Here is a 23,524-nt window from a genome sequence, read left to right on the forward strand (position 1 = left end):
GACGTACAGTTGGACTTTTCAACTGGAGTGTGGCCGAACAATCGGGAACAAAACTGTCTCTCTAATTGACAGCCCGGTCAAAGACATCAACAACCGATCTATACCCATTCCGGTTCCGGTGCACGGCGGCATCCCGTACTCGAGCGCGGTGAGAAAATCTTCGTCGAGCACCATAGCCTCGTCGTCGCCGGCGGCCGCGGCGCGGGCCTGGGCGGCGAATCGCTCGCGCTGCACCACCGGATCGTTCAATTCGGAGTACCCGGTGGCCAGTTCGACTCCGCGCAGGTACAAGTCCCACTTCTCGGTCACACCCGCGATGCTGCGGTGCTGGCGGGTCAAAGGCGTTGTCTCGACGGGAAAATTCTTGACGAAGGTGGGCGCGATCAGCGCGTTGCCCACCGTGTGCTCCCACAGTTCCTCGACGAGTTTTCCGTGCCCATAGCCCGGGCCTATCTCCAGGCCAAGTCGCTCCGCGATGGCACGCAGCCGATCGAACGTCGTCTCGGGTGTGATCTCCTCGCCGAGCGCCGCCGACAGCGACGGATACATTTGTATCGACGCCCATTCTCCGTCTATGTCGTAGACGCTGCCGTCTGGCAACGGCAGTTGTCTGGTGCCGATCGCCTCGTCGGCCACCTCTTGAATAAGCTCGCGGGTGACGACCGCCGAATCATCATAGGTTCCGTAGGTCTGATACGTCTCCAGCATGGAAAATTCCGGAGAATGAGTCGAATCCGCCCCTTCGTTTCGGAACACCCGATTTAGTTCGAAGACCTTGTCGAAACCGCCGACGACGCAGCGCTTGAGGAACAGTTCCGGCGCGATCCGCAGGTAGAGATCGATGTCAAGCGCATTGGAATGCGTGACGAACGGCCGGGCCGCGGCGCCACCGGCCAGCGTCTGCAGCATGGGCGTTTCGACTTCGAGAAACCCGCGCCGCTCCAGCGCGTTGCGTATCGCGCGGACCACGGCGATTCGCTGACGGGCCACCGCGCGCGCCTGGGGGCGCACGATCAGGTCGACGTAACGCTGCCGCACCCGGGACTCTTCGCTCATCTCCTTATGCGCGACGGGCAGCGGCCGCAACGACTTAGCCGCCATCCGCCACGAGTCGGCCAGCACGGACAGCTCGCCGCGCCGCGAGCTGATCACGTTGCCGTGCACGTAGACGATGTCGCCGAGATCGACGTCGGCTTTCCACGCGTCGAGCCCCTGTTGGCCGACCTTGTCGAGGCTGATCATCACCTGCAGGGTGGTGCCGTCGCCGTCCTGGAGCGTCGCAAAGCACAACTTTCCGGAGTTGCGCGCGAAGGTGACCCGGCCCGCGACGCCGACGACGTCGTCGGTCGCGGTGTCGCTCGGCAGATCGGCGTGGGCGGCGCGCACCTGCGCCAGGGTGTGGGTGCGCTCGATGGCAACCGGGTAGGGTTCCCGACCCTCCGCCAACAGGCGAGCCCGCTTGTCCCGGCGGATCCGGAACTGCTCGGGGATATCGGCCGCGTCGGTTACCGGCGGGTCAGCGTTCACGACGTGCCAGCTTAAATGACAGGCCCTCGGGTGTGCGCTGACGGCATTGGGTGTGCGCTCATGGCTTTGGGTGTGCACTCCGGGCGGAAAACGGGGCTGAATCCCTGCCAGGTTTCACACGACGCCGTGGACTCTCAATGCGCCGTCTTGAGCCGGCCGCGCTGGGCGTCGCGGTTGCGTTCGAAGACCAGCTGCAGCCCATGCAGCGTCAGGTGCTCGTCGTAGTGGTTTACGGTGTGCAGTTCGGGCAGCAGCAACGACGCGGCGTGCCCGGTGGTCACGACGACGACCTGATCGCCCAGGTCGCCGGAGAAACCGTCGACGTCCTCGCGGATGCGCCCGACCAGACCGTCGACCAGCCCGGCGAAGCCGAACACCGCGCCCGCCTGCATGCATTCGACGGTGTTCTTCCCGACCACCGACCGGGGCCGGGCCAATTCGACGTTGAGCAATGCGGCGGAACGCGCCGCGGCGGCATCCGATGAGATCTGCACACCGGGGGCGATGGCGCCGCCGAGAAACTCGCCCTTGGCCGACACCAGGTCCACGCAGATCGAGGATCCGAAGTCGACGACGATGGCCGCCTTGCCGAATTTGTGAAACGCCGCCAGGCAGTTGACGATCCGGTCGGCACCCACTTGCTTCGGGTTGTCGACCAGCAGCGGGATGCCGGTGCGCACCCCCGGCTCGATCAGCACGTGTGGCACCGACGGCCAATACTGGTCGAGCATGATCCGCACCTCGTGCAGCACCGACGGAACGGTGGACAGGGCGGCGGCGCCGGTGAGCCGCTCGGAATCGTCGCCGATCAGGCCGTCAATGGTCAGCGCCAGCTCGTCCGCGGTGATCTCGGACTCGGTGCGAATCCGCCACTGCTGCACGACTTTTGCGTGCTCTTTGGAGCCCGATAGCAGTCCGACGACGGTGTGCGTGTTGCGGACGTCGATGGCCAGCAGCACGGCTACCGCGCGCCGATCCGGGGATCTAACAGCTCTATACCCAGGGCCGGCACGAAGGCCGGATCGTCGCCCAGGTCGATCGGCTTGTTGTCGGCGTCGACGAACACGATCCGCGGCCGGTAGCCGCGCGCTTCCGCGTCTTCCATTGTCCCATAAGCGATCAGGATCACCAGATCACCCGGATGAACGAGATGCGCTGCGGCACCGTTGATTCCGATCATCCCGGTGCCGCGCTCGCCGGTGATCGCGTAGGTGACCAGGCGGGCGCCGTTGTCGATGTCGACGATGGTGACCTGTTCACCCTCGAGCAGGTCGGCGGCGTCCATCAGGTCGGCGTCGATGGTCACCGAGCCGACGTAGTGCAGGTCGGCCTGCGTGACGGTGGCGCGGTGGATCTTCGACTTGAGCATGGTCCGTAACATCAATTCCTCCACGATGATTCAAGGATGTCCCGATATCCGTCCGGCCCCACGGGTGCCGGCGAAGCTCCGATCTCGATGGCGATGTTGTCCAGCAGCCTGGTGGTGCCCAGCCGGGCGGCGACCAGCAGCCGGCCGGGGGCGTTGTCGCGCAGCGAACCAAGTTCCGCGTCGCGCAGCTCCAGGTAGTCGACCGAGAGCGCGGGCACGGCGTCGAGCACCGCTCGGGCGGCGTCCAGCGCGGCCCGCGCTCCGGCGTGCGCGGCGTGTGCCGCCGCCGTCAGCGCCGCGGAAAGCGTCGCGGCCAATTCGCGCTGCACCGGGTCCAGGTAGCGGTTGCGCGACGACATCGCCAGCCCGTCGACCTCCCGGACGGTTGGCACCCCGACGACGGCGACGTCGATGTTCAAGTCGGCGACCAGCTGCCGGATCAGGACCAGCTGCTGATAGTCCTTCTCGCCGAAGAACACCCGGTCGGGACGCACGATCTGCAGCAGCTTGCACACCACGGTCAGCACGCCGGCGAAATGCGTCGGCCGGGCGGCGCCCTCGAGTTCGGCGGCCAGCGGGCCGGGGTGCACCGTGGTGCGCAGGCCGTCGGGATACATCGCCGCGGCGGTCGGCGCGAACACGATCTCGACGCCTTCGCCACGCAGCAGCGCCAGGTCGTCGTCGAGGGTCCGCGGGTAGGCGTCGAGGTCTTCCCCGGCGCCGAATTGCAGCGGGTTGACGAAGATCGACACGACGACCACCGAGCCGGGCACCCGCTTGGCCGCGCGCACCAGGGCCAGGTGCCCGTCGTGCAGCGCGCCCATGGTGGGCACCAACATCACCCGGCGGCCGGTGTGCCGCAGCGCGCGGCTGACGTCGGTGACCTCGCGCGGCGTGGAGTAGACGTTGAGGGCGGCCGGGTTGAACGCGGGCTTGTGTGCCTTCATGGCGCCAGCACCTCGACGACGTCCGCCGGGGCGTGCGCGCGCTGGGCGGTGCGCAGGGCGTTCACCCGGTACGCCTGGGCCAGTTCGGGGTCAACCGTGGCCAGCGCGGCCAGGTGCCCGGCGACCGCGGCGGCGTCGCCGCGGGCGACCGGTCCGGTGAGCGCCGCCTGCCCGCGCTGCAGGGTGTTCTCCAGGGCCGCCCGGGCCAGCGGCCCGACGATTCGTTCGGCGAGGCCACCCGGCTGGTCGTCGACGGTTTGTTGGCCGAGCAGTTCGCTGCCCCGCAGCGCGGCCCGCAACGCCTCGAGCGCGTCGGCGAGCACCGTCACGAGGTGGTTGCCCGCATGCGCCAGCGCGGCGTGGTAGAGGACGCGGGCGTCCTCGCGGACGCGGAACGGCTCGCCGCCCATCTCCAGGACCAGCGACTGCCCGATCGCGTACCCGACGTCGTCGGCCGCGGTGACCCCGAAGCAGGTGTCGGGCAGCCTGGCGATGTCCTCGTCGGAGCCGGTGAACGTCATCGCCGGATGAAGTGCCAGGGGTATGCAGTGGGGCGTCAGCGGTGCCAGAACGCCGACCCCGTTGGCGCCGGACGTGTGCGCCACGATCGTGCCGGGCCGCACCGCCGACGTCGCGGCCAACCCGGATACCAGGCCGGCGAGTTCGCCGTCGGGAACCGCCAACAGCAGCAGCTCGGCGCCGGCGGCCACGTCCGGCGGCGACACCACCGGGGTGTCGGGCAGCCGGCGCTGGGCCCGCTGCCGCGACGCGTGGGAGATGGCGCTGCACGCCACCACGACGTGGTCGGCGCGCTCCAGCGCGACTCCCAGCGCGGTGCCCACCCGGCCGGCCGAGATGATGCCCACCTTGAGCCTGGCCGGGCGCAAACCGTCGAACTGCACCATCGCAGACGACCTCACATGGTTTCTTCGTTCGTTCCGGTCCTCACACGGGGTACCGGACGGTCGTTACGACTGTAGTCGATTGCCAGCCAACACCCCAATGTGAGGAAGCTCCCAGCTCACCTCTCACGCCCTTCACGCCTTAGGCGCCGACCGCCCCCGGACGGCTCGACCTGCAGCCGCGCCAGCAGGTCGGCGACCGACTGGCCGCCGCTCGGCGGGCCATCCGGGCTATCCGGCCGGTCCGGCAGCGGGTCCGCCCCGCGGTGCCGGGGTGCGGGCTCCGGGGGCGACGGCGGGGCCATTTGTGGCGGCGGCTGCTGCGGCTCGTTCGGGGCCGCGAAGTCGTGCACGCCGTAGTCGCGGTGCTCGACCGAATGCCGCGCCCGCCGATCATCGGACTCCGTCTGCGGCGGCGGCTCGACGTACGCCCCGTCCAAGGGCTCGTCGGCGCCGGAATGCCGGGCGCGGCGCCGGCGGTTCGACGGCGCGCCGGCCGACGTATCGGGCGGATCGGCGCCGGCCCAGCGACCGTCGGGCGTTCCGGGGGGCGGCCACCGCCCCTCCGCGGCGACCGGCTGCCAATCCTGCATCTGCGGCTGTGGTTCGGGTTGCGGCTGGTGACGCTGCTCGAATCGCGCCCCGGGCGTCGGCGGCTGCGTCATGTACGGCGGTTCTTGTGAAACCACGTACCGGGCCTCCGGCGGAACGTCGTACTGGGCGCGTACGTGCTCCCGCGGAGGCGGTGGCTGCCGGGGCGGCAGCAGCGGTTCCTCGGGCACGTCGATGATTGCGGTTTCTTCCGCGCGGCCGTCGACGCGGCTGGCCGACGTGAACCGATCGCTGGGCGCCCAATCGACGGGGCCTCCCTCGCCGTTGCGGCCCCAGTCGCTGTACGCGCGCCCGCGTGGCGCCTCGGTCTCGGGCGTTTCCAGTGCCGGGTGGTGCTGGAAATCGGTGTCGAACAGGATCTCCAGGCTGGTCCGTAAGGCGCCCAGCTCGGCGCGCAGCGCCGCCAGATCGTCGGCGGCCTGGGCCCGCAGCTCGGAGGCCAGCTCGCGGCGCAGCTGGGACTCCACGGTCAGCTCGTACTCGCGGCGGGCCGAGATCTCCCGATCCAGCTGCAGGTCGTAGACCAGCTTCAGGTCACGGACCCGGGACTGGTCCGCGTCACTCTGCCGACGGTAGAGCACCGAAACGAAGGCGCCGGCGACTGCGGCCCACAGCGCCAGGATTACAGCGAGCTTGAGGAGTTCCACCCGATTGGTGAAAACCAGTGCGGAACTGGCCCCCATCGCGAGGACCAGCAACGCGGTCAAGAGCACCCAACCCGGCCTGCGGCCGCCGCGCCGGACCCGGGCGCCGCGGGACAGAACGGTCATGGCCTGACTGTACCTGTGCGAGGTCAATCCGCGTGTCGCGCGACCCCGGCGATTCTCACCTGGGTTGATCGGAGGGTTAATTGCCCGGCTCGTACCTGTCGGGCCGCGTCGTGGTCCGCAACGCCGGATGACGGGCTAGTTTTCCGCGCCCTCGCCGTGCTCGGTCGGATCCTGCGGGGATTTGCAGCAATGCTGCAGCCACAGCGCGGCGACGACCAACGCCAGCGCGCTGACGGCCGCCACCGCCGTCCCGGTGGTGTCCTCGGCGGCGGCCCGCAGCCAGGACCGCCGCGGCAGGAAGTACACCAACACCCCAACCCACCAGCCCAGCATCACCGCGCCCACCCAGGCCGACGCCTTGGCGACCATCACGCTGCGTGCCACCGCGAGCGGGTGCAGCCACCCGGGCCCGGCACCGATTTCGCCGTCGTTGATCTTGGCCCGCACGTAACGCGCCCACAGCGCCTCGGCGATGGCCACCGCGAGCAGTGACAGCCCGGTCCACACGGTGATGGGCGGAAACCACCGGTACAGGCTGATCACCAGCAGATAACCCACCACCGCGGCGCCGACCACCGCGGCCGTCAGGTCACGTTTGCGGGTCGGTCCCATCAGGTTTCCAACGCCCGCGGGAACAACCGAACCCCCTCCCGGTCGGCCGGGTCCAGCTCGGCCAGCAGGCCCGCGACGGGCCGCGGCCCCCCGGCGACCGTCAGCCGGGCGTCCGGCTCGACGGCCAGCCACGGCACCATCACGAAGGCTCGCAGGTGGGCCAGCGGGTGCGGCAGCGTCAGGTTGGGCTCGCGGGCGATCACCTCGGTCTCGCCGTAGCAGGCGATCAGGTCGACGTCGAGGGTGCGTGGGCCCCAGCGTTCGCCGCGGACCCGGCCCGCGGCCCGCTCGAATTCCTGCGCCCTGTGCAGCCAGGCCTGCCCGTCGCACGCCGGGTCGTCGGCGATCAGCACCGCGTTGAGAAACGGTGCCTGCTCCATACGCCCCCACGGCTCCGTCTCGTAGACCGGGGAGACCGCGACCACCGCGTCCCCGAGCCCGTCGACGACCGCCTGCAGCCGCGCCAGCCGGTCGCCCAGGTTGGACCCGATGGACAGCACCACGCGGGTCATAGCGGAATCACCGAACCGCGGCCGCCGCGCCGCGACCGCCGGACCACCACCGCGACGTCGGCGAAGCGTTGCGGGATCGGAGCCTGCGGCTTGTGCAGCACCACCTCGACGGCGTGCACGCGTTGGTCGCCCATCACCCGGTCGGCGATTTCGCCCCCCACCGTTTCGATCAGGTTGCGCGCGGGCCCGGCCACCACGTCGGCCGCCAGCCGGGCCAGCGCGGCGTAGTCGTACGTGTCGGCCAGGTCGTCGCTGGCGGCGGCGTCGGCCAGGTCGATCCACACCGTGACGTCGACGACGAAGTCCTGCCCGTTGGCGCGTTCGTGGTCGAAAACTCCGTGTTGCCCGCGAACAGTCAAGCCGCGCAACTCGATTCGATCAGCCATCGTCTCCAGCCAGCTCGGTTTCGGTCCAGGCCGCCACGACCTTGAGGGCATCGACCGAGGCCCGCACGTCGTGCACGCGCACGCCCCAGGCCCCGTGCACGGCCGCCAGCGCGGAAATCACCGCGGTCGCCGTCTCACGCCCGTCGGGTGGCCGCGGCGAGCCGTCGGGCCCGGCTAACAACGTACCGAGGAACCGTTTGCGTGAGGCGCCCAGGAGCACCGGGATCCCGGTGGCGACGAACTGTGGCAGCGCATGCAGCAGCGCCCAATTGTGTTGTCCCGTCTTGGCGAATCCGAGCCCGGGGTCGATCACCAACTTGTCGGGATCGACACCCGCGGCCACGGCGGCGTCGATGCTGGCGAGCAGCTCGGCGCGCACCTCGGCCACCACGTCGCGGTAGTGCGGGACCGCGTGCGGACGGTCGGACGACACCGGTCGCCAGTGCATCAGCACCCAGGGCACGCCGGCCTCTGCCAGCAGCGGTGCCATCGCGGGGTCGGCCCGCCCGCCCGACACGTCGTTGACGATCCGGGCGCCGCTCTGCAGCGCCGCCCGCGCCACGTCCGCGTGCATGGTGTCGATGCTCACGGTAATGCCCTGTGCTGCAAGCTCTTTGACGACGGGCACGACACGGGACGTCTCGACCCGAGGGTCGATCCGGGCGGCACCGGGCCGGGTCGACTCACCGCCGACGTCGACGATCCCCGCGCCTTCGGCGGCCATCGCCAGACCATGGGCGACGGCGTCGTCGGCATCGAAATAGCGCCCGCCGTCGGAGAACGAATCGTCAGTGACGTTCAGAACCCCCATAACCTGCACGGGCGCCGGGCTCACTTACGCAGGATGAGGTCGAGCGCCTCGGCTCGAGAAGCGGCATTGGTTTTCAACAAACCGCGCACCGCCGACGTCGTCGTGACGGCGCCGGGCTTGCGCACGCCACGCATCGCCATGCACAGGTGCTCGGCCTCGACCACGACGATGACCCCGCGCGGATCGAGCTTCTTCACCAGGGCGTCGGCGACCTGGCTGGTGAGCCGCTCCTGCACCTGTGGCCGCTTGGCGTACAGGTCGACCAGGCGCGCGATCTTCGACAAACCGGTGACCCTGCCGTCCGCGCCCGGTATGTAGCCGACGTGGGCCACCCCGTGGAACGACACCAGGTGATGTTCGCAGGTGGAGTAGAGCGGGATTTCCTTGACGATCACCAGCTCGTCGTGTTCCTCGTCGAACATGGTGTTCAGCACGGTGTCGGGGTCGGTGTAGAGCCCAGCGAACATCTCGCGGTAGGCGCGCGCGACGCGGGCGGGGGTGCCCTGCAAGCCATCTCTGTCCGGGTCTTCGCCGATCGCGAATAGCAACTCGCGGATCGCGGCCTCGGCACGCTGCTGGTCGAACACCCGTATGCGGCCAGGCGCGTTGCGGGTATCCGGCCCCAAATCCGGCAAGGCCATCGAACCCTCCGTTCGTCAGCCGTGGGCCGGCGGGTTGGACCGGCTCACGTCCTCGTCCGGCTGGTCGGGGGACTTTCCGGCTTCCGGGCCGGATTGACCGGGCGGCGGATAGGGCGGAAACGGCGGGTAGCTCGGCGCTGGATGGCCCTGGGCCGGGTGACCCTGGCCCGGATAGCTCGGCGCCGGCTGCGGCCAATACGGCTGCTGGGCAGGCTGTGTGGGATGGGCGGGCGGATACCAATAATTCGGCTGCTGTTGCTGTGGCGGCCATCCCGGCGCATACCAGCCCGCCGGGGCACCGTAGTCGGGCTGGGTAGTACCCTGGCGATTACCGGACTCCTGACCCGCGTGAGAACCGTTGCCGCCGTTGGCATTCCTATCGGCCTCCACGCGCGCGGCCTCGGCGGCCTGGGTGGCCTGTGCGATGGCAGCCTTGAAGGCCGGCTCGGGAACGGGTTGCGGCCACGGTTCGCCGCGCTCCATGGCCAGCTCGCCGGGCGTCTTGATCGGCGGTTTGTCCGACGGGATGCGACCGCCGAAATCGTCGAACATGGTTAGCCGTGGGCGTTTTTCGACGCCGGTGAAGATTCCCTCCAGCTCCGGTCGGTGCAGGGTTTCCTTCTCCAGCAGCTGGCCGGCCAGGGTGTCGAGCACGTCGCGGTATTCGGTGAGGATTTCCCAGGCCTCGGTGTGCGCCGCCTCGATCAGCTTGCGGACTTCGTCGTCGATGTCACGGGCGACCTCGTGCGAGTAGTCGGCCTGCGTGCCCATGGTCCGTCCAAGGAACGGGTCACCGTGCTCGGACCCGTATTTGACGGCGCCGAGCTTGGAGCTCATGCCGAATTCGGTGACCATCGAGCGCGCAATCTTGGTGGCCTGTTCGATGTCGGACACCGCGCCGGTCGTCGGCTCACGGAAGACGAGTTCCTCGGCGGCGCGCCCGCCCATGGCGAAGACCAGCTGCGCGATCATCTCCGACCGGGTCCGCAGGCCCTTGTCTTCCTCCGGCACCGCCACCGCGTGCCCGCCGGTCCGTCCCCGGGCCAGGATCGTCACCTTGTAGATCGGCTCGATGTCGGGCATCGCCCAGGCCGCCAGGGTGTGGCCGCCCTCGTGGTAGGCGGTGATCTTCTTTTCCTGCTCGCTGATGATGCGGCCCTTGCGGCGTGGCCCGCCGATCACCCGGTCCACCGCCTCCTCCAGGGCGGCGCCGGTGATGACGGTGCCGTTTTCCCGGGCGGTCAGCAGCGCCGCCTCGTTGATGACGTTGGCCAGGTCGGCGCCGGTCATGCCGACGGTGCGCTTGGCCAGCCCGTCGAGGTCGGCGTCCGGGCCGATCGGTTTGCCCTTCGCATGCACCTGCAGCACCGCGCGGCGGCCCGCCAGGTCGGGGTTGGATACCGGGATCTGCCGGTCGAAGCGGCCGGGCCGCAGCAGAGCGGGGTCGAGGATGTCGGGCCGGTTGGTGGCCGCGATCAGGATGACGCCGGCCCGCGGGTCGAACCCGTCCATCTCGACCAGCAGCTGGTTCAGCGTCTGCTCGCGCTCGTCATGACCGCCGCCGAGGCCGGCGCCGCGCTGGCGGCCCACCGCGTCGATCTCGTCGACGAAGATGATGCAGGGGTTGTTCTGCTTGGCCTGGTCGAACAGGTCGCGCACCCGCGACGCGCCCACACCGACGAACATCTCGACGAAGTCGGAGCCGGAGATCGTGAAGAACGGGACTCCGGCTTCCCCGGCCACCGCGCGGGCCAGCAGCGTCTTACCGGTGCCGGGCGGGCCGTAGAGCAGCACGCCCTTGGGGATCTTGGCCCCCAGCGCCTGATAGCGCCCGGGGTTCTGCAGGAAATCCTTGATCTCGTAGAGCTCTTCGACCGCTTCGTCGACGCCGGCAACGTCGGCGAACGTGGTCTTGGGCATGTCTTTCGAGAGCTGCTTGGCGCGCGATTTGCCGAACCCGAAGCCCATCCGGGCGCCGCCCTGCATGCGGGAGAACATCACGAACAGGCCGACCAGCAACAGCAGCGGCAGCACGTAGACCAGCAGCTCGCCCAAGATGCTGCCTTGGTTGACGACGGTGCTGATCTTCGCGTTTTTGGCGCTGAGCGCGTTGAATAGGTCGACGGCGTATCCGCTGGGGTATTTGGTGATGACCTTGTCGGAATTGGCGGTGTCGTTGTTGCCCTTCTTCAGGGTCAGCCGCAGCTGCTGCTCGCGATCATCGATCTGCGCGCTCTTGACGTTGTCGCCGTTGATCTGGGCCATCGCCACCGAGGTGTCGACCGGCTTATAGCCGCGGGTGTCGTCGCTAAAGTAAAAGAACGACCAACCCAGCAGCACCACGACAGCGATCGCCGTGAGGATGCGAATCACGTTTTTCCGGCTCATCAATCATCGGCCTTGTCGGCCAGGTCCTTCCCGATACACGACGCTAGAAAAGTCCAGGCTACCGCTAGTGGCGATCGCCAGCTCCGGCAGAGCCGGGCGCTGGGGGTACCTCCCGCTTGCGGGGGACGGGTCGCCACCGTCCTGCCGCGTGGCGATCGCCAGCTCCGGCAGAGCCGGGCGCTGGGGGTACCTCCCGCTTGCGGGGGACGGGTCGCCACCATCCTGCCGCGTGGCGATCGCCAGCTCCGGCAGAGCCGGGCGCTGGGGGCACCTCCCGCTTGCGGGGGACGGGTCGCCGGCCCGGCCGAGCCGGCGCCACCCTTTGTCCCAGTTAACGACCGGCAGTTCCCGGCGTGGCAACCACGACCTTCGCCGAGCGTCACGCTGGCGTCACGACCGACGGCCAGCGCCGCGCCAGTGTGACGTTCGGTGAAGAACCCGGTGAAGAATAAGCCCTTCTCAGCCCGCGGCCGTTGTGATTTGGTGAGGTGGTGCCCTCATCAACCGAACGGTTAGTAGACACCAATGGTGTGCAGCTGCGGCTGATCGAAGCGGGAGACCGCGGCGCGCCCGTCGTGATCCTGGCCCACGGATTTCCCGAACTGGCCTATTCGTGGCGGCATCAGATACCGGCCCTCGCCGAGGCCGGCTATCACGTGCTGGCGCCCGACCAGCGCGGCTACGGCGGTTCGTCCCGCCCGGGCGCGATCGAGGCCTACAACATTCACGAGCTGACGGCGGACCTGGTCGGCCTGCTCGACGACGTCGGCGCCGAGCGCGCCGTCTGGATCGGGCACGACTGGGGCGCCGCCGTGGTGTGGAACGCGCCGCTGCTGCACCCGGACCGGGTCGCGGCGGTCGCCGCGTTGAGTATCCCGCCGCTGCCGCGCCCGCAGGTGCCGCCGACGCAGGCCTTCCGCACCTTGTTCGGGGATAACTTCTTCTACATCCTCTATTTCCAGGAGCCAGGCGTCGCCGACGCCGAACTCGACGCCGACCCCGCCCGCACGATGCGCCGGGTGATGGCCGGCCGGCCGGCGCTCGACCAGAGCGCGGCGATGCGGATGCTGGCACCCGGTCCGGAGGGTTTCGTCGACCGCCTTCCCGAGCCGGACGGGCTGCCGGACTGGCTCAGCCAGGACGAGCTCGACTATTACATCAACGAGTTTTCCCGCACCGGCTTCACCGGCGGCCTGAACTGGTACCGCAATTTCGACCGCAACTGGGAGACCACCGCGGAACTCGCCGACGCGAAAATCCCTGTGCCGTCGTTGTTTATCGCGGGGACGTCCGACCCGGTGCTGGCGTTCACCCGCGCCGACCGTGCGTCGGAGGTGATCGCCGGGCCGTACCGCCAGGTGATGATCGAGGGCGCCGGACACTGGCTACAGCAGGAACGGCCCGACGAGGTGAACGCGGCCCTGTTGGAGTTCCTCAACGGACTGGAGTTGCGATGAGCGCGCCGCTGCGCTTCGGCGTCTTCATCACACCGTTTCACCCTATTGGCCAATCCCCAACGGTGGCACTGGAATACGACATGGAACGCGTCGTCACGTTGGATCGCCTGGGTTTTGACGAGGCATGGTTCGGCGAACACCACTCCGGTGGCTACGAGCTGATCGCCTGCCCGGAGGTGTTCATCGCCGCCGCGGCGGAACGGACGAAGCACATCCGGCTGGGCACGGGAGTGGTCTCGCTGCCCTACCACCATCCGCTGATGGTGGCCGATCGTTGGGTGCTGCTGGACCACCTGACCCGCGGCCGGGTCATGTTCGGCACCGGTCCCGGAGCACTGCCCTCGGACGCGTACATGATGGGCATCGACCCGGTCGATCAACGGCACATGATGCAGGAGTCGCTCGAAGCGATCCTGGCGCTGTTTCGCGCCGGCCCCACCGAGCGCATCGACCGCCACTCCGACTGGTTCACGCTGCGTGACGCCCAATTGCATATCCGCCCCTACACCTGGCCCTATCCGGAAATCGCGACGGCGGCAATGGTTTCGCCGTCCGGGCCGCGGCTGGCCGGCGCGCTCGGCACGTCGCTGCTGTCACTGTCGATGTCGGTGCCCGGCGGCTACGCCGCGCTGGAAACCACCTGGGAGGTGGTCCGCGAACAGGCCGCCAAAGTCGGCCGCGACGAGCCGGACCGGGCCGACTGGCGCGTTTTGAGCATCATGCATATCGCCGACAGCCGCGAGCGGGCGATCGACGATTGCACCTACGGGCTACAGGATTTCGCCAATTACTTTGGCGCGGCCGGGTTCGTCCCGTTGTCCAACGCCGTGGACGGCGCCCAGACACCGCACGAGTTTGTCGAAGACTATGCGGCCAAAGGGAATTGCTGCATTGGCACGCCCGACGACGCGATCGCGCACATCGAGGATTTGCTCGAACGGTCGGGCGGTTTCGGCACGTTGCTGATGCTCGGCCACGACTGGGCCTCGCCCGAGGCGACTTACCACTGCTATGACCTGGTCGCCCGCAAGGTGATTCCTTATTTCAAGGGACAGCTCGAAGCGTCGCGGTCGTCGCACGACTGGGCCAGAGGCAAACGCGACCAATTGATTGGCCGCGCCGGTGAGGCCGTGGTGAAAGCCATCACCGAGCATGTCGGCGAACAGAAAGGCGTGGTGAACTGATGCGTGCCGCGGTATTGCGAGACGGCCGTATGGTCTATCGCGACGACGTGCCCGAGCCGGTGCCCGAACCCGGCCAGGTGCTGGTTGGTGTGCGGACGTGTGGAATCTGCGGTTCCGATTTGCATTTCGCCGCCCACGGTAGCGAAGTGGTGGCGATGACCGCTCAGGTGGCCGGCGATGCCGGCGGCATGGGCATCGATCTAGACCGCGACATCTTCATGGGCCACGAATTCAGCGCGGAGGTGCTCGAAGCCGGGCCCGACACCGAAACCCATCCGCCGGGAACCCTGGTCACGTCGATTCCGGTGCTGCTGTCCGCCAAGGGTTTTGAGCCAATCGTCTACAGCAACAGCACGATCGGCGGCTACGCCGAGCGGATGCTGCTGTCGGCGCCGCTACTGCTGCCCATTCCCAACGGCCTGGACCTCAAACATGCGTCCCTGACCGAACCCATGGCGGTGGGGTTGCATGCCGTCAACAAGTCGAACATCGCGCCGGGCGAGACGGCCCTGGTGCTCGGTTGCGGCCCGATCGGCATCGCGATCGTCGCAGCCCTTCACGCGCACGGGGTCGAAACCGTTGTGGCATCGGATTTTTCGCCGAAGCGACGGGAGCTGGCCACCGCGATGGGAGCCCACCAGACGCTGGATCCGGCGCAGGGTTCGCCGTTCGACACCGTCAAGCCCGCGGTGGTGTTCGAGGCCGTCGGAATACCCGGAATCATCGATGACGTGCTGCTGCGGGCGCGGCCAGGCACCCGCCTGGTCGTGGCCGGGGTGTGCATGCAGCCCGACACCGTGCATCCGTTCTTCGCGATCGCCAAAGAGATCAACGTGCAATTCGTACTCGCCTACACTCCCGACGAGTTCGCCGACTCGCTGCGCTCGCTCGCCGAGGGCGAGATCGACGTGACCCCGGTGATCACGGGAGAGGTGGGCCTGGACGGCGTCGGCGCGGCCTTCGACGACCTCGCCGACCCCGAGCGGCACTGCAAAATTCTCGTCACGCCGTAGGCGCAGCTGAACGGCATTCGGGTACCGGCTGGACAAAAGCGTCGCGGTCGTGCGTCACGGGGTCTGGCGCGATCGTCACCTGCCGCAGATCGCGGCTGCCCTCACGCGCATCGAGGGGCGGCGCCCACCGGAGTACTTTGCCACGGCGCGAAATCCTTGGTCATCTATGTGGCGGTCCGCCATTTTCTCCGTTATATGAAAACCTCAATCGTCTACATCCGACCGCGATTGGTCACGTCGCCATAGACGGGCCGAGAAGCATACTAATAAACGGATCGGCCCCCTTCTTGCTTGCAAAGGGGGCCGATCGCCGTTGGTGGTCGCCGGCTCGCATCGGCGACCTTCAGCGGACTCAGAGCAACTTGAGCAGGCTGGTGATGAAGAACCCAATATTGCTTGCCAACCATGCGCCGCTGTTGCTCAAGATCGACGGGAGATTCGACAGGACCGACGGCAGGCTTTGCAGCTGCGACGTCAACGAACCAGTGATGGTGTTGATCACGGGAGTCAGCGATGGCCAGCCGCCGGTCAGCTGGTTGACGAGGCTCTGGAATGCGCCTCCAAGGCCGCCGCCGCTCAGGATCGGCTGAGCGCCAGGAGCAACAATACTTTTCACGACACCGTTGCCTATCGCCGACAGACTGTTAAGCACACCAGTGCTGGAGAGTAAGCCTGTACTGTTCCTGTTGAGGAATTGGTTCACCACGGCGCCCGGGGTATTGAGCAGGTTGGTCACCGCCCCCAGCAGATTCCCGGCAGTGTAGTCGCTATAAACAGCTGCAAAACTATTATCGAGCGCATACGCGACGTACTTGGGCGGATTGAGGAGAACTCCGAGCCCGAAAAGAAGCAGACCGGTCGTGTCCAGATAACTGGCCGCCTGATAGAGATTTCCTGTGATGTCTACGGGGATCTTCAGAGTCGCTTCGAGTGGCGCCAGGATTTGGGTAAATGGTTCTGTCCAGAAGGCTTCTTCCAAGAGGGTGAACACGCCCTTGGCGTTTGTGAAATTGCCCGCCAGGAGGGCGCTCCACGCCTGCTGCAGCAGCGGCACGAAATCGAACTGCGGGTACTTCCCACCCCCGGTGAAGTAGCCCACGGCGCCAGCCGCAGCTTGTTGGAACGAGCTGACGTAGAGGTTCGCGTACTCGGCCCAGTTGGCGCCGATCTGCTGCAAAAGCGGGAAGGGAAGCTTGCTCCAGGTGTTGAACATGGTTTGCAGGTTGGTGCCTGTGGCGTTGAAAGTGTTCAACCAGGTCTGGACGATCAGGTTCTGGGTGGGGTTGAAGGCGGCGCTGGCGAGGCTCGCGGGCACCGCGGTCGCGCTGGCTCCGCTGGCGAGCGAGGCGAGTTCGTTCTCCACGCCGGAGAACAGGTCAAGGGCGCTGCTGGCGTCGGTGAGCTGGATGGCGGACACGCTCACCTGGCGTAGTTGTTGGGCGACGTGAAGGTCGGGTAGCTGCTGGGCCATGGGGCCTGCCGCGATGGCGGCGGTGGCCAGGGCGGCTGCGGCGGTGATGTGGGGGCGGGCTGCGAGATCCACGACTATCTCCTTTGATCGGTGAGTCGAATTCGGATGGCCAGAACGTAGCTGAGAACAACCTGAGTTTCGGACGGATTGGGGCGAGGTTGGCCAAGTTCGCCGAGCAAACATCGGGCCTCGCAAACCTTGTGCGATAAATGAACAAATGGTTGTATGACGTTTTCTTAGCTAAGAGTTAACCCCCCCCCCGAATTTTAGTTCAAGGCGAAACCATCCGGGGGCAACCACAAACGTATGTTTGCCACCACCGCGGGATATGACTAGCAAAACCCCGCCGCAGGTGGCGTCTATCAAGCCGGCCACCCCTGATCGCCGTCGGTGGTGATGGGCGGTGCTGCGGAAGTCGGCGCTTTGGTATATACTCGAACACATGTTCGAATCAAAGCTGGATCCCGCGGCCTTGGTGACGGCGGTCGAGTCCACGCATCGGCAGGAATCGATGCTGGTGGCGCGGCGGATGGCGGCGGTGGCGGCATTGCTCCGGCATCGGGTGGCCGCGGCCGAGCGGGCCGAAGCCCAGCGCGGGCATGCGGCAATCACCGGGTTCGAGCAGACCAGTGCCGAGGTGGCCGCCGCGATGAACCTGTCACCGATGGCGGCCAGTTATCTGGTGTCGGATGCCGAGGCACTGGACACCCGATTGCCCAAGGTTGCGGCGCTGTTGGCCGAGGGGCGAACTGATTGGCGCACCGTGCGATTGATCATCAGCCGCACCGATCTGGTCACCGACGACGGGCTGATCGCCAAGCTTGACCAGTCGCTGGCCGCGCGCATCGGCAACTGGCACGGCTGGTCACGGCAGCGGATCGTCAACGCCGTCGACGCCGCGGTACGCACCGTCGATCCCGATGCCGCCCGGGAGCGCCGCGTGGCCGCCGAGGACGACCGACACATCGGAATCAATGCGCTGGACAATGGGATGGCCGAGGTCTACGGCACCGTCGGCGCTGCGGCCGCGGCGACCTTCGACCGGCGGCTGTCGCAGCTTGCCACGCAGGTGTGCCCGGCCGACCCACGCACGATGGATCAGCGCCGCGCCGACGCGTTGGCCGCGCTGGCCCAGGGCCGCCGCCTGGCGTGCACCTGCGGGCAACCCGATTGCCCGACCAAGGCCGGCGACGACGAAGCGCCGCCCGATCGGGGCGGGGCGCAGGTGGTGATCAACGTGGTGGCCAGCGACCACACCGTGTATGGCGACAGCAGTCAGCCCGGTTATTTGCAGGGGTACGGGGTCATCGACGCCGAGCAGGTTCGCGCGTTGGCCGCCGCGGCCTCGGTACTGGTGGCCGATCCGACGACCAGCCCGGTGCAGGCGCTGCGTTATCAGCCACCGGGGGCACTGGAACGCGCCGTGCGGTGTCGGGATCTGACGTGTCGGTTTCCAGGGTGTAGCCGCCCGGCCACGGTCTGCGACATCGACCACACGGTTCCGTTCAACCACCAGAATCCTGCGGCGGGCGGGTTGACGGTGGCTGAAAACCTCAAATGCCTGTGTAGGCAACATCATCGGCTCAAGACATTCGGTGGATGGCGCGATACTCAACTGGCTGATGGGACCATCGTCTGGACCTCGCCCACCGGGCGGACCTATCGGACGTTTCCGGCGGGTGCCGACCTCTTCCCGCAGCCGCGCGGGCCGGCATGCGCGCCGCCGGCGCCCAGCAGACGCAGCCGCTCACAGCAGCGCAGCGCCCGGATTGCCCAGGCGCGCAAGCACAATCGGGAGCAACGACCCGTCAACGAGGCCCGGGTCCGGCTCGAACGGGCCCGCAAGCAGGAAATCGCCGAGCGTAAATTCCGAAACCACATGCGCGACATGCTGTTTGCGTTCAAGGGCACACCCAGCACCAGCCCGTTTTGCGGATGGGTGAACGACCCCCGCGAACCCGAAGAACTACCACCGGATTGGACCCCCGACGAACCGACGCCGGTACTCCTGCCCGACGACCCGCCCTTCTGAGAACCACCGATTCGGCGCTCCCGGGAGCGCTAGTGTCGGCTCATGCCGATCGCACGAAGCGCCCCGGGGTTTGTCCGCAGGTCGATAGCTTGGGCTGCCGCCGGCGTGGCCATTGCCGCGGTGTCCGGGTGTGATTCCGACCATTCCGAGGCCGCGCACGGGGCGAATCCGCGTCAAGTGACCGTCGTCGGCTCGGGGCAAGTCCAGGGCGTTCCGGACACCCTGACCGCCGACGTCGCCATCGAATTCACCGCGCCCGACGTCACCGCCGCGATGAACCGGACCAATGACCGTCAACAAGCGGTCATCAACGCGCTGGCCGGCGCCGGCCTCGACCGCAAGGACATCAGCACCACCGAGGTCACGCTGCAGCCACAGCACAGCAATCCCGGGCCCAATGGCACCGCCAACATCACCGGCTACCGCGCCACCAACGCGATCCGGGTCAGGATCCACCCCACCGACGCCGCGTCGCGAATGCTGGCCCTGATCGTGAGCACCGGCGGCGACGCCACCCGGATCAACTCGGTCAGCTATTCCATCGCCGACGACTCGCAGCTGGTCAAGGATGCGCGTGCGCGGGCATTCAACGACGCCAAGAACCGCGCCGACCAGTACGCCCAGTTGTCCGGCCTGCGGCTGGGCAGGGTGCTGTCCATTTCGGAGGCGCCCGGCGGTATGCCCGCACCCGGGACGACACCGGCCCCGCCCCGCGCCACATCCGCGGTCCCGCTGGAACCCGGCCAGCAGACCGTGAGCTTCTCGGTAACCGCGGCGTGGGAGCTGGATTAAGGCAGGATTAAGGCTCGTCTACTGCTGGTAGACGCGGGGGTCTAGCGTGCCGATATACGACAGGTCGCGGTAGCGCTCGTCGTAATCCAGGCCATAGCCGACGACGAAGTCGTTGGGAATGTCGAAGCCCACGTAGGCGATATCGACGTTGGCGCGCACCGCGTCCGGCTTGCGCAGCAGCGTGCACACCCGCAGCGAACGCGGATGCCGGGTGCGGAGGTTCCGTGATAGCCAGGACAAGGTCAGGCCCGAGTCGACGACGTCCTCGACGATCAGCACGTCGCGGTCGTGGATATCGCGGTCCAGGTCCTTGAGGATCCGCACCACGCCCGACGACGACGTCGAGGACCCGTAGGAGCTGACGGCCATGAACTCGAACTGGGTCGGCACCGGAATCGCGCGGGCCAGATCGGTGACGAAGATCACCGCACCCTTGAGCACCGTGATCAACAGCAAATCCTGGCCCGTCGCGGCGACGACGTCGCGGTAGTCGTTGCCGATTTGCTCGCCGAGCTCGGCGGTGCGGGCCTGAATCTGCTCCGCGGTGAGCAGCACCGACTTGATGTCCCCCGGGTACAGGTCCACTGGCTGATCGGGGGTGATCGCCGGGGAGATCTGGGCCACGACCACAGCGTGCCATGCCGGCGGGCGAACAACCAACGGCAGCCCGTGTTTACACAGGCTCGCGCCGCAGCGTGAGCACGCCGTCGCGCCGTCCCGCGATCAACCGCTCGCCGCGCAACGGCGACCCTACCGCCACCCCGCCCTGCCCGCGCCACGCGGTAATCAGCGCGTCCACCCCGCGGATCTGCTTGTCGGTCAACCCGGACGCGCCGCCGGCCAGCAGCCAGCCGCGGATCACCCGGCGTCGGACCGGGCCGGGCAGCGCGGCCAGCGCCCCGGCTTGCAGCCCGGGGCCCGCCGTCACACCGGGCAGCGCCTGTGCCGCGAGAGTGTCGATGAACTCGGTGTCCTCGCGCAGCGCCGTCGCCGTCCGGGCCAGCGCCTCGGCCACCCCGCCGCCCAGCACGTCCTCAAGCAGCGGCAACACCTCGAGCCGCAGCCGGGTCCGGGTGAAGCGGCGGTCGCTGTTGTGCGGGTCCTGCCACGGGGTCAGGCCCAGCTCCCGGCAGGCGGCGTGCGTCACGGTACGCCGCACGCCCAGCAACGGCCTGCACCACGGCGGATCGTGGGGGCGCATCCCGGCGATGGAGCGCGCCCCGGAGCCGCGGCCCAGCCCCAGCAGCACCGTCTCCGCCTGGTCGTCGAGCGTGTGCGCCAACAGCACCGGCCCGTCACGGTAGGCCCCCAACGCGGCGTAGCGGGCGGCCCGCGCCGCGGCCTCGGGGCCTCCCTCGTTACCCACGCGCACGCAAAGCACTTGTGCGTCAACACATCCCAAGGCCATCGCCTGCTTCAGGGCCGTCTCGGCGACGGTGGCCGAGTCGGGCTGCAGGCCGTGATCCACGATCAACGCGGTGGTGGGCCGCAGCGGGGCCGCGACCGCGGTGAGCGCCAGCGAATCCGGGCCGCCGGACAGTGCCACGCACCATTGGTCCCCGGTGACCAGATAAGTCCGAGCGAACGTTTCGACAGCCGCGCGCAGCTGCCCTACAGCACCCTGTCGATCCATCGCTGGGGGTTTTCGATCTCGGCGGGCAGCGGCAGCGTCTCGGGGCCCGACCAGACGGCGTTGAACCGCGCCATTCCGACCCGACCCACCACGTGGTCGACGAACGCCTTACCGCGGGTGTATTGGCTGAGCTTGGCGTCGAGCCCCAGCAGCGCGCGCAGCAGGCGCTGCAGCGGCGGTTGCTTGCGATGGCGACGCTCGTCGAATCGACGGCGGATGGTGGCCACCGACGGCACCACCATCGGCCCGACCGCGTCCATCACGTGGTCGGCGTGGCCCTCCAGCAGCGTGCCGAGCACCAGCAGCCGATCCAGGGCTTCGCGCTGCGGCTCGGACTGCACGGCGCGCACCAGGCCGAGAATCCCCCCCGGGCCGCCGTCGGACGCCCCGCTACCACGGTCGCGGACGAAGTCGGCGAGCCGGCTCACCACCTGACCGAAGTCCTCCCCCACGTCCTGGGTCAACAGCCCCAGGGCCCGCGACATGTAATCGGACAGCCAGCGGTTGGCAGTGAACTGCACCCGATGGGTCACCTCGTGCAGGCACACCCACAGCCGGAAATCGGAGGGCGCGACCCGAAGCTGACGCTCGACGGCGATGACGTTCGGATACACCAGCAGCAGACAACCCTCCTGAGCGGCGGCGAAGGGATCGTACTGGCCGAGGATCCCGGAGGACACGAACGCCAGCACGGCGCCCGTCTGCGCGCCGGTGAGGCGACCGGTGAGAAACCCCCGCGGCTTTTCGCCCCCGTTGGTCATCACCCGCATCGACTCGGCCGCCGCCCCAATCCACTCCGTGCGGTCGACGATGCGGGCCGACGGCACGTCACCTTCCCTGCCAAAGCCCTTGTCAAAGCCGTCGGTGACCAGGCCGGTGACGTCGCGCACCGGCGGCTCGGCTTTCGCGGCCGCGCTCGTCAGCTCGTCGATCACCTGGCGGCGGGTGTAGTCGCTGGACGGTGGGCCCGGCCGGGCCAGCCGTTGGCCGACGGTGGCCGCGAATCGCCAATCGACGGCCGTGCCCAGGGTCAGGTCCGACGACGGGGTCATGCGCACCCGCAGAACCAGAGCCTGGTGGCCAGGGCGTCCATCGCGTTGCGCCCGTTCGGCCCGGCGGCGTTGGAGATGAACGCGAACGTGAGCACCCGTCCGCTGTGGTCCGTGAGCACCCCCACCAACGAGTTGATGTCGGTCAACGAGCCGGTCTTGGCGCGCAGCCAGCCGGCGGGGCCTCGGTCGGTGGCCGGGTCGAGGAAGCGGTCGGCCAGCGTCCCGCTGCCGCCGGCGATGGGAAGGAGATCCAGCAGCGCCCGCAACGCCGGCTGGTCCGGCCCCGCGGCCGCCTGCACCGCGCCGTCGAGCGTCTTGGCCGTCAACCGGTCGTCGACCGACAGCCCGCTGGAATCCTGCAGCGCGGCGCCGGTGATGTCGACGTGCGCGGTGCTCAGCCGGTTGGTCACCGCGTCGACCGCCCCGGCGAAGCTGCGCGGCCGGTTGATCGCGGCCGCCACCTCCCGGGCGATGCATTCGGCCATCACATTGTCGGAGTGGTCCATCATCTGCGACAGCCGCTGGATCAGCGGCGCGGACTGCACCACGGCCAGCTGCCGCGCCCCGGACGGCGCCGGGGCGATCGTCACCGCGGCGGGATCCAGGCCGAGGCCCTTGGCCAGTTCCCGTCCGGCATCCAGCGCCGGGGTTCGCGACCGCCGCGAGTTGACCGTGGTCGGCTGGATGCGCCCGGCGTCGATCATCGCCGACTCGATCGGCGCGATGTCGCCGTTGTCGACGTCGGCCGGATCCCAGCCCTGCGCCAACGTCGGTCCGGTGAACGCCGAGGTGTCCACCTGCACGGCCGTCGGCGTCACGCCGCTGCGGCGAATCTGTTCGACGAGGTCGCTGATCCGCGGTGCCCCCCGGTACCAGGTGGGTACGTCCGGCGGCGCCGCCGACAGCGTCGGATCCCCCGCACCCACCAGCACGACGGGCCCCTGGGGGTTCGGGCCGGCGGCGACCACGCGGGTGCTGATCCGGGCCTGACGGTCCAACGTCAGCAACGCCGCGGCCGCCGTCAGGACCTTGTTGGTCGACGCCGGTACCAATGGCACGTCGTCGGCGACCTGCCAGAGCTCTTTTCCGGTGCTGGCATCGGTGATCCGGCCACCCAGCCTGCCCAGGTTGGGATCGGCCGCCGCGGCCGCGAGCGCGGCGGCCACCCCGCCGGGGCTGGGTGTCTCGGCGGCGTCACTGACCGGGACCACTCCCGGCTTGACCGTCGGCGGGCGCGGAGGCGGCACGGGGGCGTGCGCGGCGGTTGCGCCGTGCCCGCCGGTGAAAAACATTGCCGCCGCCACGACCGCGGCGACGAACGCCAGCACGGCCAACCCGATGAGCACACGGGTGGATTTCCGCCAGCGAGTAGGACCCATCACTCTCCTGACTGTTTGAACCCATTCTGCCGAA

22 protein-coding genes are annotated in these 23,524 nt (G+C 68.4%); 5 read left to right on the top strand and 17 right to left on the bottom strand.

From position 1 onward, the window contains the following. Nucleotides 1-18: 18 nt before the first annotated feature. The 12 genes from lysS to ftsH all read right to left on the bottom strand — a co-directional run bounded on the left by lysS (nucleotide 19) and on the right by ftsH (nucleotide 11,477). Nucleotides 19-1,527 carry a lysine--tRNA ligase gene (lysS, locus tag K3U93_RS22890; protein WP_083010181.1) on the bottom strand — a complete coding sequence of 503 codons (1,509 nt, stop codon included), beginning with the start codon at nucleotides 1,525-1,527 and terminating at the stop codon, nucleotides 19-21. A 134-nt stretch (nucleotides 1,528-1,661) separates the two neighbouring features. After that, a complete protein-coding gene (locus K3U93_RS22895; protein WP_083010180.1) occupies nucleotides 1,662-2,486 on the bottom strand; it encodes a type III pantothenate kinase in 825 nt (274 codons plus the stop codon). Nucleotides 2,487-2,488: 2 nt separating this feature from the next. Continuing rightward, the gene (panD, locus tag K3U93_RS22900) at nucleotides 2,489-2,908 is read right to left on the bottom strand and encodes an aspartate 1-decarboxylase (protein ID WP_071513219.1); all 420 of its coding nucleotides are present in this window, start codon (nucleotides 2,906-2,908) and stop codon (nucleotides 2,489-2,491) included. Continuing rightward, nucleotides 2,908-3,843 (bottom strand): pantoate--beta-alanine ligase, encoded by a 936-nt coding sequence (gene panC, locus K3U93_RS22905; protein ID WP_083010179.1) that lies wholly within the window; start codon nucleotides 3,841-3,843, stop codon nucleotides 2,908-2,910. Before panC ends, panD begins: the two co-directional genes overlap by 1 nt. Then, complete coding sequence (locus tag K3U93_RS22910) at nucleotides 3,840-4,748, bottom strand: Rossmann-like and DUF2520 domain-containing protein (RefSeq protein WP_083010178.1); 909 nt, start codon at nucleotides 4,746-4,748, stop codon at nucleotides 3,840-3,842. Before K3U93_RS22910 ends, panC begins: the two co-directional genes overlap by 4 nt. Before the next feature lie 116 nt (nucleotides 4,749-4,864). Beyond that, entirely contained in the window at nucleotides 4,865-6,127 is a 1,263-nt protein-coding gene (locus K3U93_RS22915; protein ID WP_083010177.1) for a DUF6779 domain-containing protein, read from the bottom strand. Between the two features lie 135 nt (nucleotides 6,128-6,262). Beyond that, a complete protein-coding gene (locus K3U93_RS22920) occupies nucleotides 6,263-6,739 on the bottom strand; it encodes a DUF3180 domain-containing protein (RefSeq protein WP_071513059.1) in 477 nt (158 codons plus the stop codon). Next, nucleotides 6,739-7,251 carry a 2-amino-4-hydroxy-6-hydroxymethyldihydropteridine diphosphokinase gene (gene folK, locus K3U93_RS22925; protein WP_083010176.1) on the bottom strand — a complete coding sequence of 171 codons (513 nt, stop codon included), beginning with the start codon at nucleotides 7,249-7,251 and terminating at the stop codon, nucleotides 6,739-6,741. The genes K3U93_RS22920 and folK overlap by 1 nt, the downstream gene beginning before the upstream one ends. Then, a complete protein-coding gene (gene folB, locus K3U93_RS22930) occupies nucleotides 7,248-7,637 on the bottom strand; it encodes a dihydroneopterin aldolase (protein ID WP_071513057.1) in 390 nt (129 codons plus the stop codon). Before folB ends, folK begins: the two co-directional genes overlap by 4 nt. After that, complete coding sequence (folP, locus tag K3U93_RS22935) at nucleotides 7,630-8,472, bottom strand: dihydropteroate synthase (protein ID WP_139796862.1); 843 nt, start codon at nucleotides 8,470-8,472, stop codon at nucleotides 7,630-7,632. Before folP ends, folB begins: the two co-directional genes overlap by 8 nt. Continuing rightward, nucleotides 8,469-9,089 carry a GTP cyclohydrolase I FolE gene (folE, locus tag K3U93_RS22940; RefSeq protein ID WP_083010175.1) on the bottom strand — a complete coding sequence of 207 codons (621 nt, stop codon included), beginning with the start codon at nucleotides 9,087-9,089 and terminating at the stop codon, nucleotides 8,469-8,471. The genes folP and folE overlap by 4 nt, the downstream gene beginning before the upstream one ends. Before the next feature lie 15 nt (nucleotides 9,090-9,104). Further along, nucleotides 9,105-11,477, bottom strand: coding sequence for an ATP-dependent zinc metalloprotease FtsH (gene ftsH, locus K3U93_RS22945; RefSeq protein ID WP_083010174.1), 2,373 nt, complete (start codon nucleotides 11,475-11,477; stop codon nucleotides 9,105-9,107). Nucleotides 11,478-11,968: 491 nt separating this feature from the next. Between ftsH and K3U93_RS22950 the strand changes: the two genes are divergently transcribed. Genes K3U93_RS22950 through K3U93_RS22960 form a run of 3 tightly spaced genes read left to right on the top strand, consistent with a single transcriptional unit; the run spans nucleotide 11,969 to nucleotide 15,131 of the window. Further along, nucleotides 11,969-12,934: an alpha/beta fold hydrolase gene (locus K3U93_RS22950; RefSeq protein ID WP_083010237.1), complete on the top strand. Its 966-nt coding sequence runs from the start codon at nucleotides 11,969-11,971 to the stop codon at nucleotides 12,932-12,934. Continuing rightward, entirely contained in the window at nucleotides 12,931-14,118 is a 1,188-nt protein-coding gene (locus K3U93_RS22955) for an LLM class flavin-dependent oxidoreductase (RefSeq protein WP_083010173.1), read from the top strand. The genes K3U93_RS22950 and K3U93_RS22955 overlap by 4 nt, the downstream gene beginning before the upstream one ends. Next, nucleotides 14,118-15,131, top strand: a complete 1,014-nt coding sequence (locus K3U93_RS22960; RefSeq protein WP_083010172.1) for a zinc-binding dehydrogenase — start codon at nucleotides 14,118-14,120, stop codon at nucleotides 15,129-15,131. Before K3U93_RS22955 ends, K3U93_RS22960 begins: the two co-directional genes overlap by 1 nt. Before the next feature lie 352 nt (nucleotides 15,132-15,483). On the opposite strand, the gene K3U93_RS22965 is transcribed toward K3U93_RS22960, so the two are convergent. Continuing rightward, nucleotides 15,484-16,674: a hypothetical protein gene (locus K3U93_RS22965; RefSeq protein ID WP_083010171.1), complete on the bottom strand. Its 1,191-nt coding sequence runs from the start codon at nucleotides 16,672-16,674 to the stop codon at nucleotides 15,484-15,486. 370 nt (nucleotides 16,675-17,044) lie between these two features. On the opposite strand from K3U93_RS22965, the gene K3U93_RS22970 reads away from it, so the two are divergent. Further along, on the top strand, nucleotides 17,045-18,634 hold the full coding sequence (locus tag K3U93_RS22970; RefSeq protein ID WP_083010236.1) for an HNH endonuclease signature motif containing protein: 1,590 nt from the start codon (nucleotides 17,045-17,047) through the stop codon (nucleotides 18,632-18,634). Nucleotides 18,635-18,676: 42 nt separating this feature from the next. Continuing rightward, nucleotides 18,677-19,426, top strand: a complete 750-nt coding sequence (locus K3U93_RS22975) for an SIMPL domain-containing protein (protein WP_083010170.1) — start codon at nucleotides 18,677-18,679, stop codon at nucleotides 19,424-19,426. Nucleotides 19,427-19,444: 18 nt separating this feature from the next. Here the strand turns inward: K3U93_RS22975 and hpt are convergent, their stop codons facing one another. The 4 genes from hpt to dacB are packed head-to-tail and all read right to left on the bottom strand — an operon-like array spanning nucleotide 19,445 to nucleotide 23,490. Then, nucleotides 19,445-20,056: a hypoxanthine phosphoribosyltransferase gene (gene hpt / locus K3U93_RS22980; protein WP_071513047.1), complete on the bottom strand. Its 612-nt coding sequence runs from the start codon at nucleotides 20,054-20,056 to the stop codon at nucleotides 19,445-19,447. Nucleotides 20,057-20,099: 43 nt separating this feature from the next. Further along, entirely contained in the window at nucleotides 20,100-21,059 is a 960-nt protein-coding gene (gene tilS, locus K3U93_RS22985) for a tRNA lysidine(34) synthetase TilS (RefSeq protein ID WP_083010169.1), read from the bottom strand. Then, complete coding sequence (locus tag K3U93_RS22990; protein ID WP_071513045.1) at nucleotides 21,038-22,111, bottom strand: zinc-dependent metalloprotease; 1,074 nt, start codon at nucleotides 22,109-22,111, stop codon at nucleotides 21,038-21,040. Before K3U93_RS22990 ends, tilS begins: the two co-directional genes overlap by 22 nt. Beyond that, nucleotides 22,108-23,490, bottom strand: coding sequence for a D-alanyl-D-alanine carboxypeptidase/D-alanyl-D-alanine endopeptidase (gene dacB, locus K3U93_RS22995; protein ID WP_083010168.1), 1,383 nt, complete (start codon nucleotides 23,488-23,490; stop codon nucleotides 22,108-22,110). The genes K3U93_RS22990 and dacB overlap by 4 nt, the downstream gene beginning before the upstream one ends. Between the last annotated feature and the right edge of the window lie 34 nt (nucleotides 23,491-23,524).

Origin of the sequence: Mycobacterium malmoense (assembly GCF_019645855.1) — a bacterium.
Classification (GTDB): Bacteria; Actinomycetota; Actinomycetes; order Mycobacteriales; family Mycobacteriaceae; genus Mycobacterium; species Mycobacterium malmoense.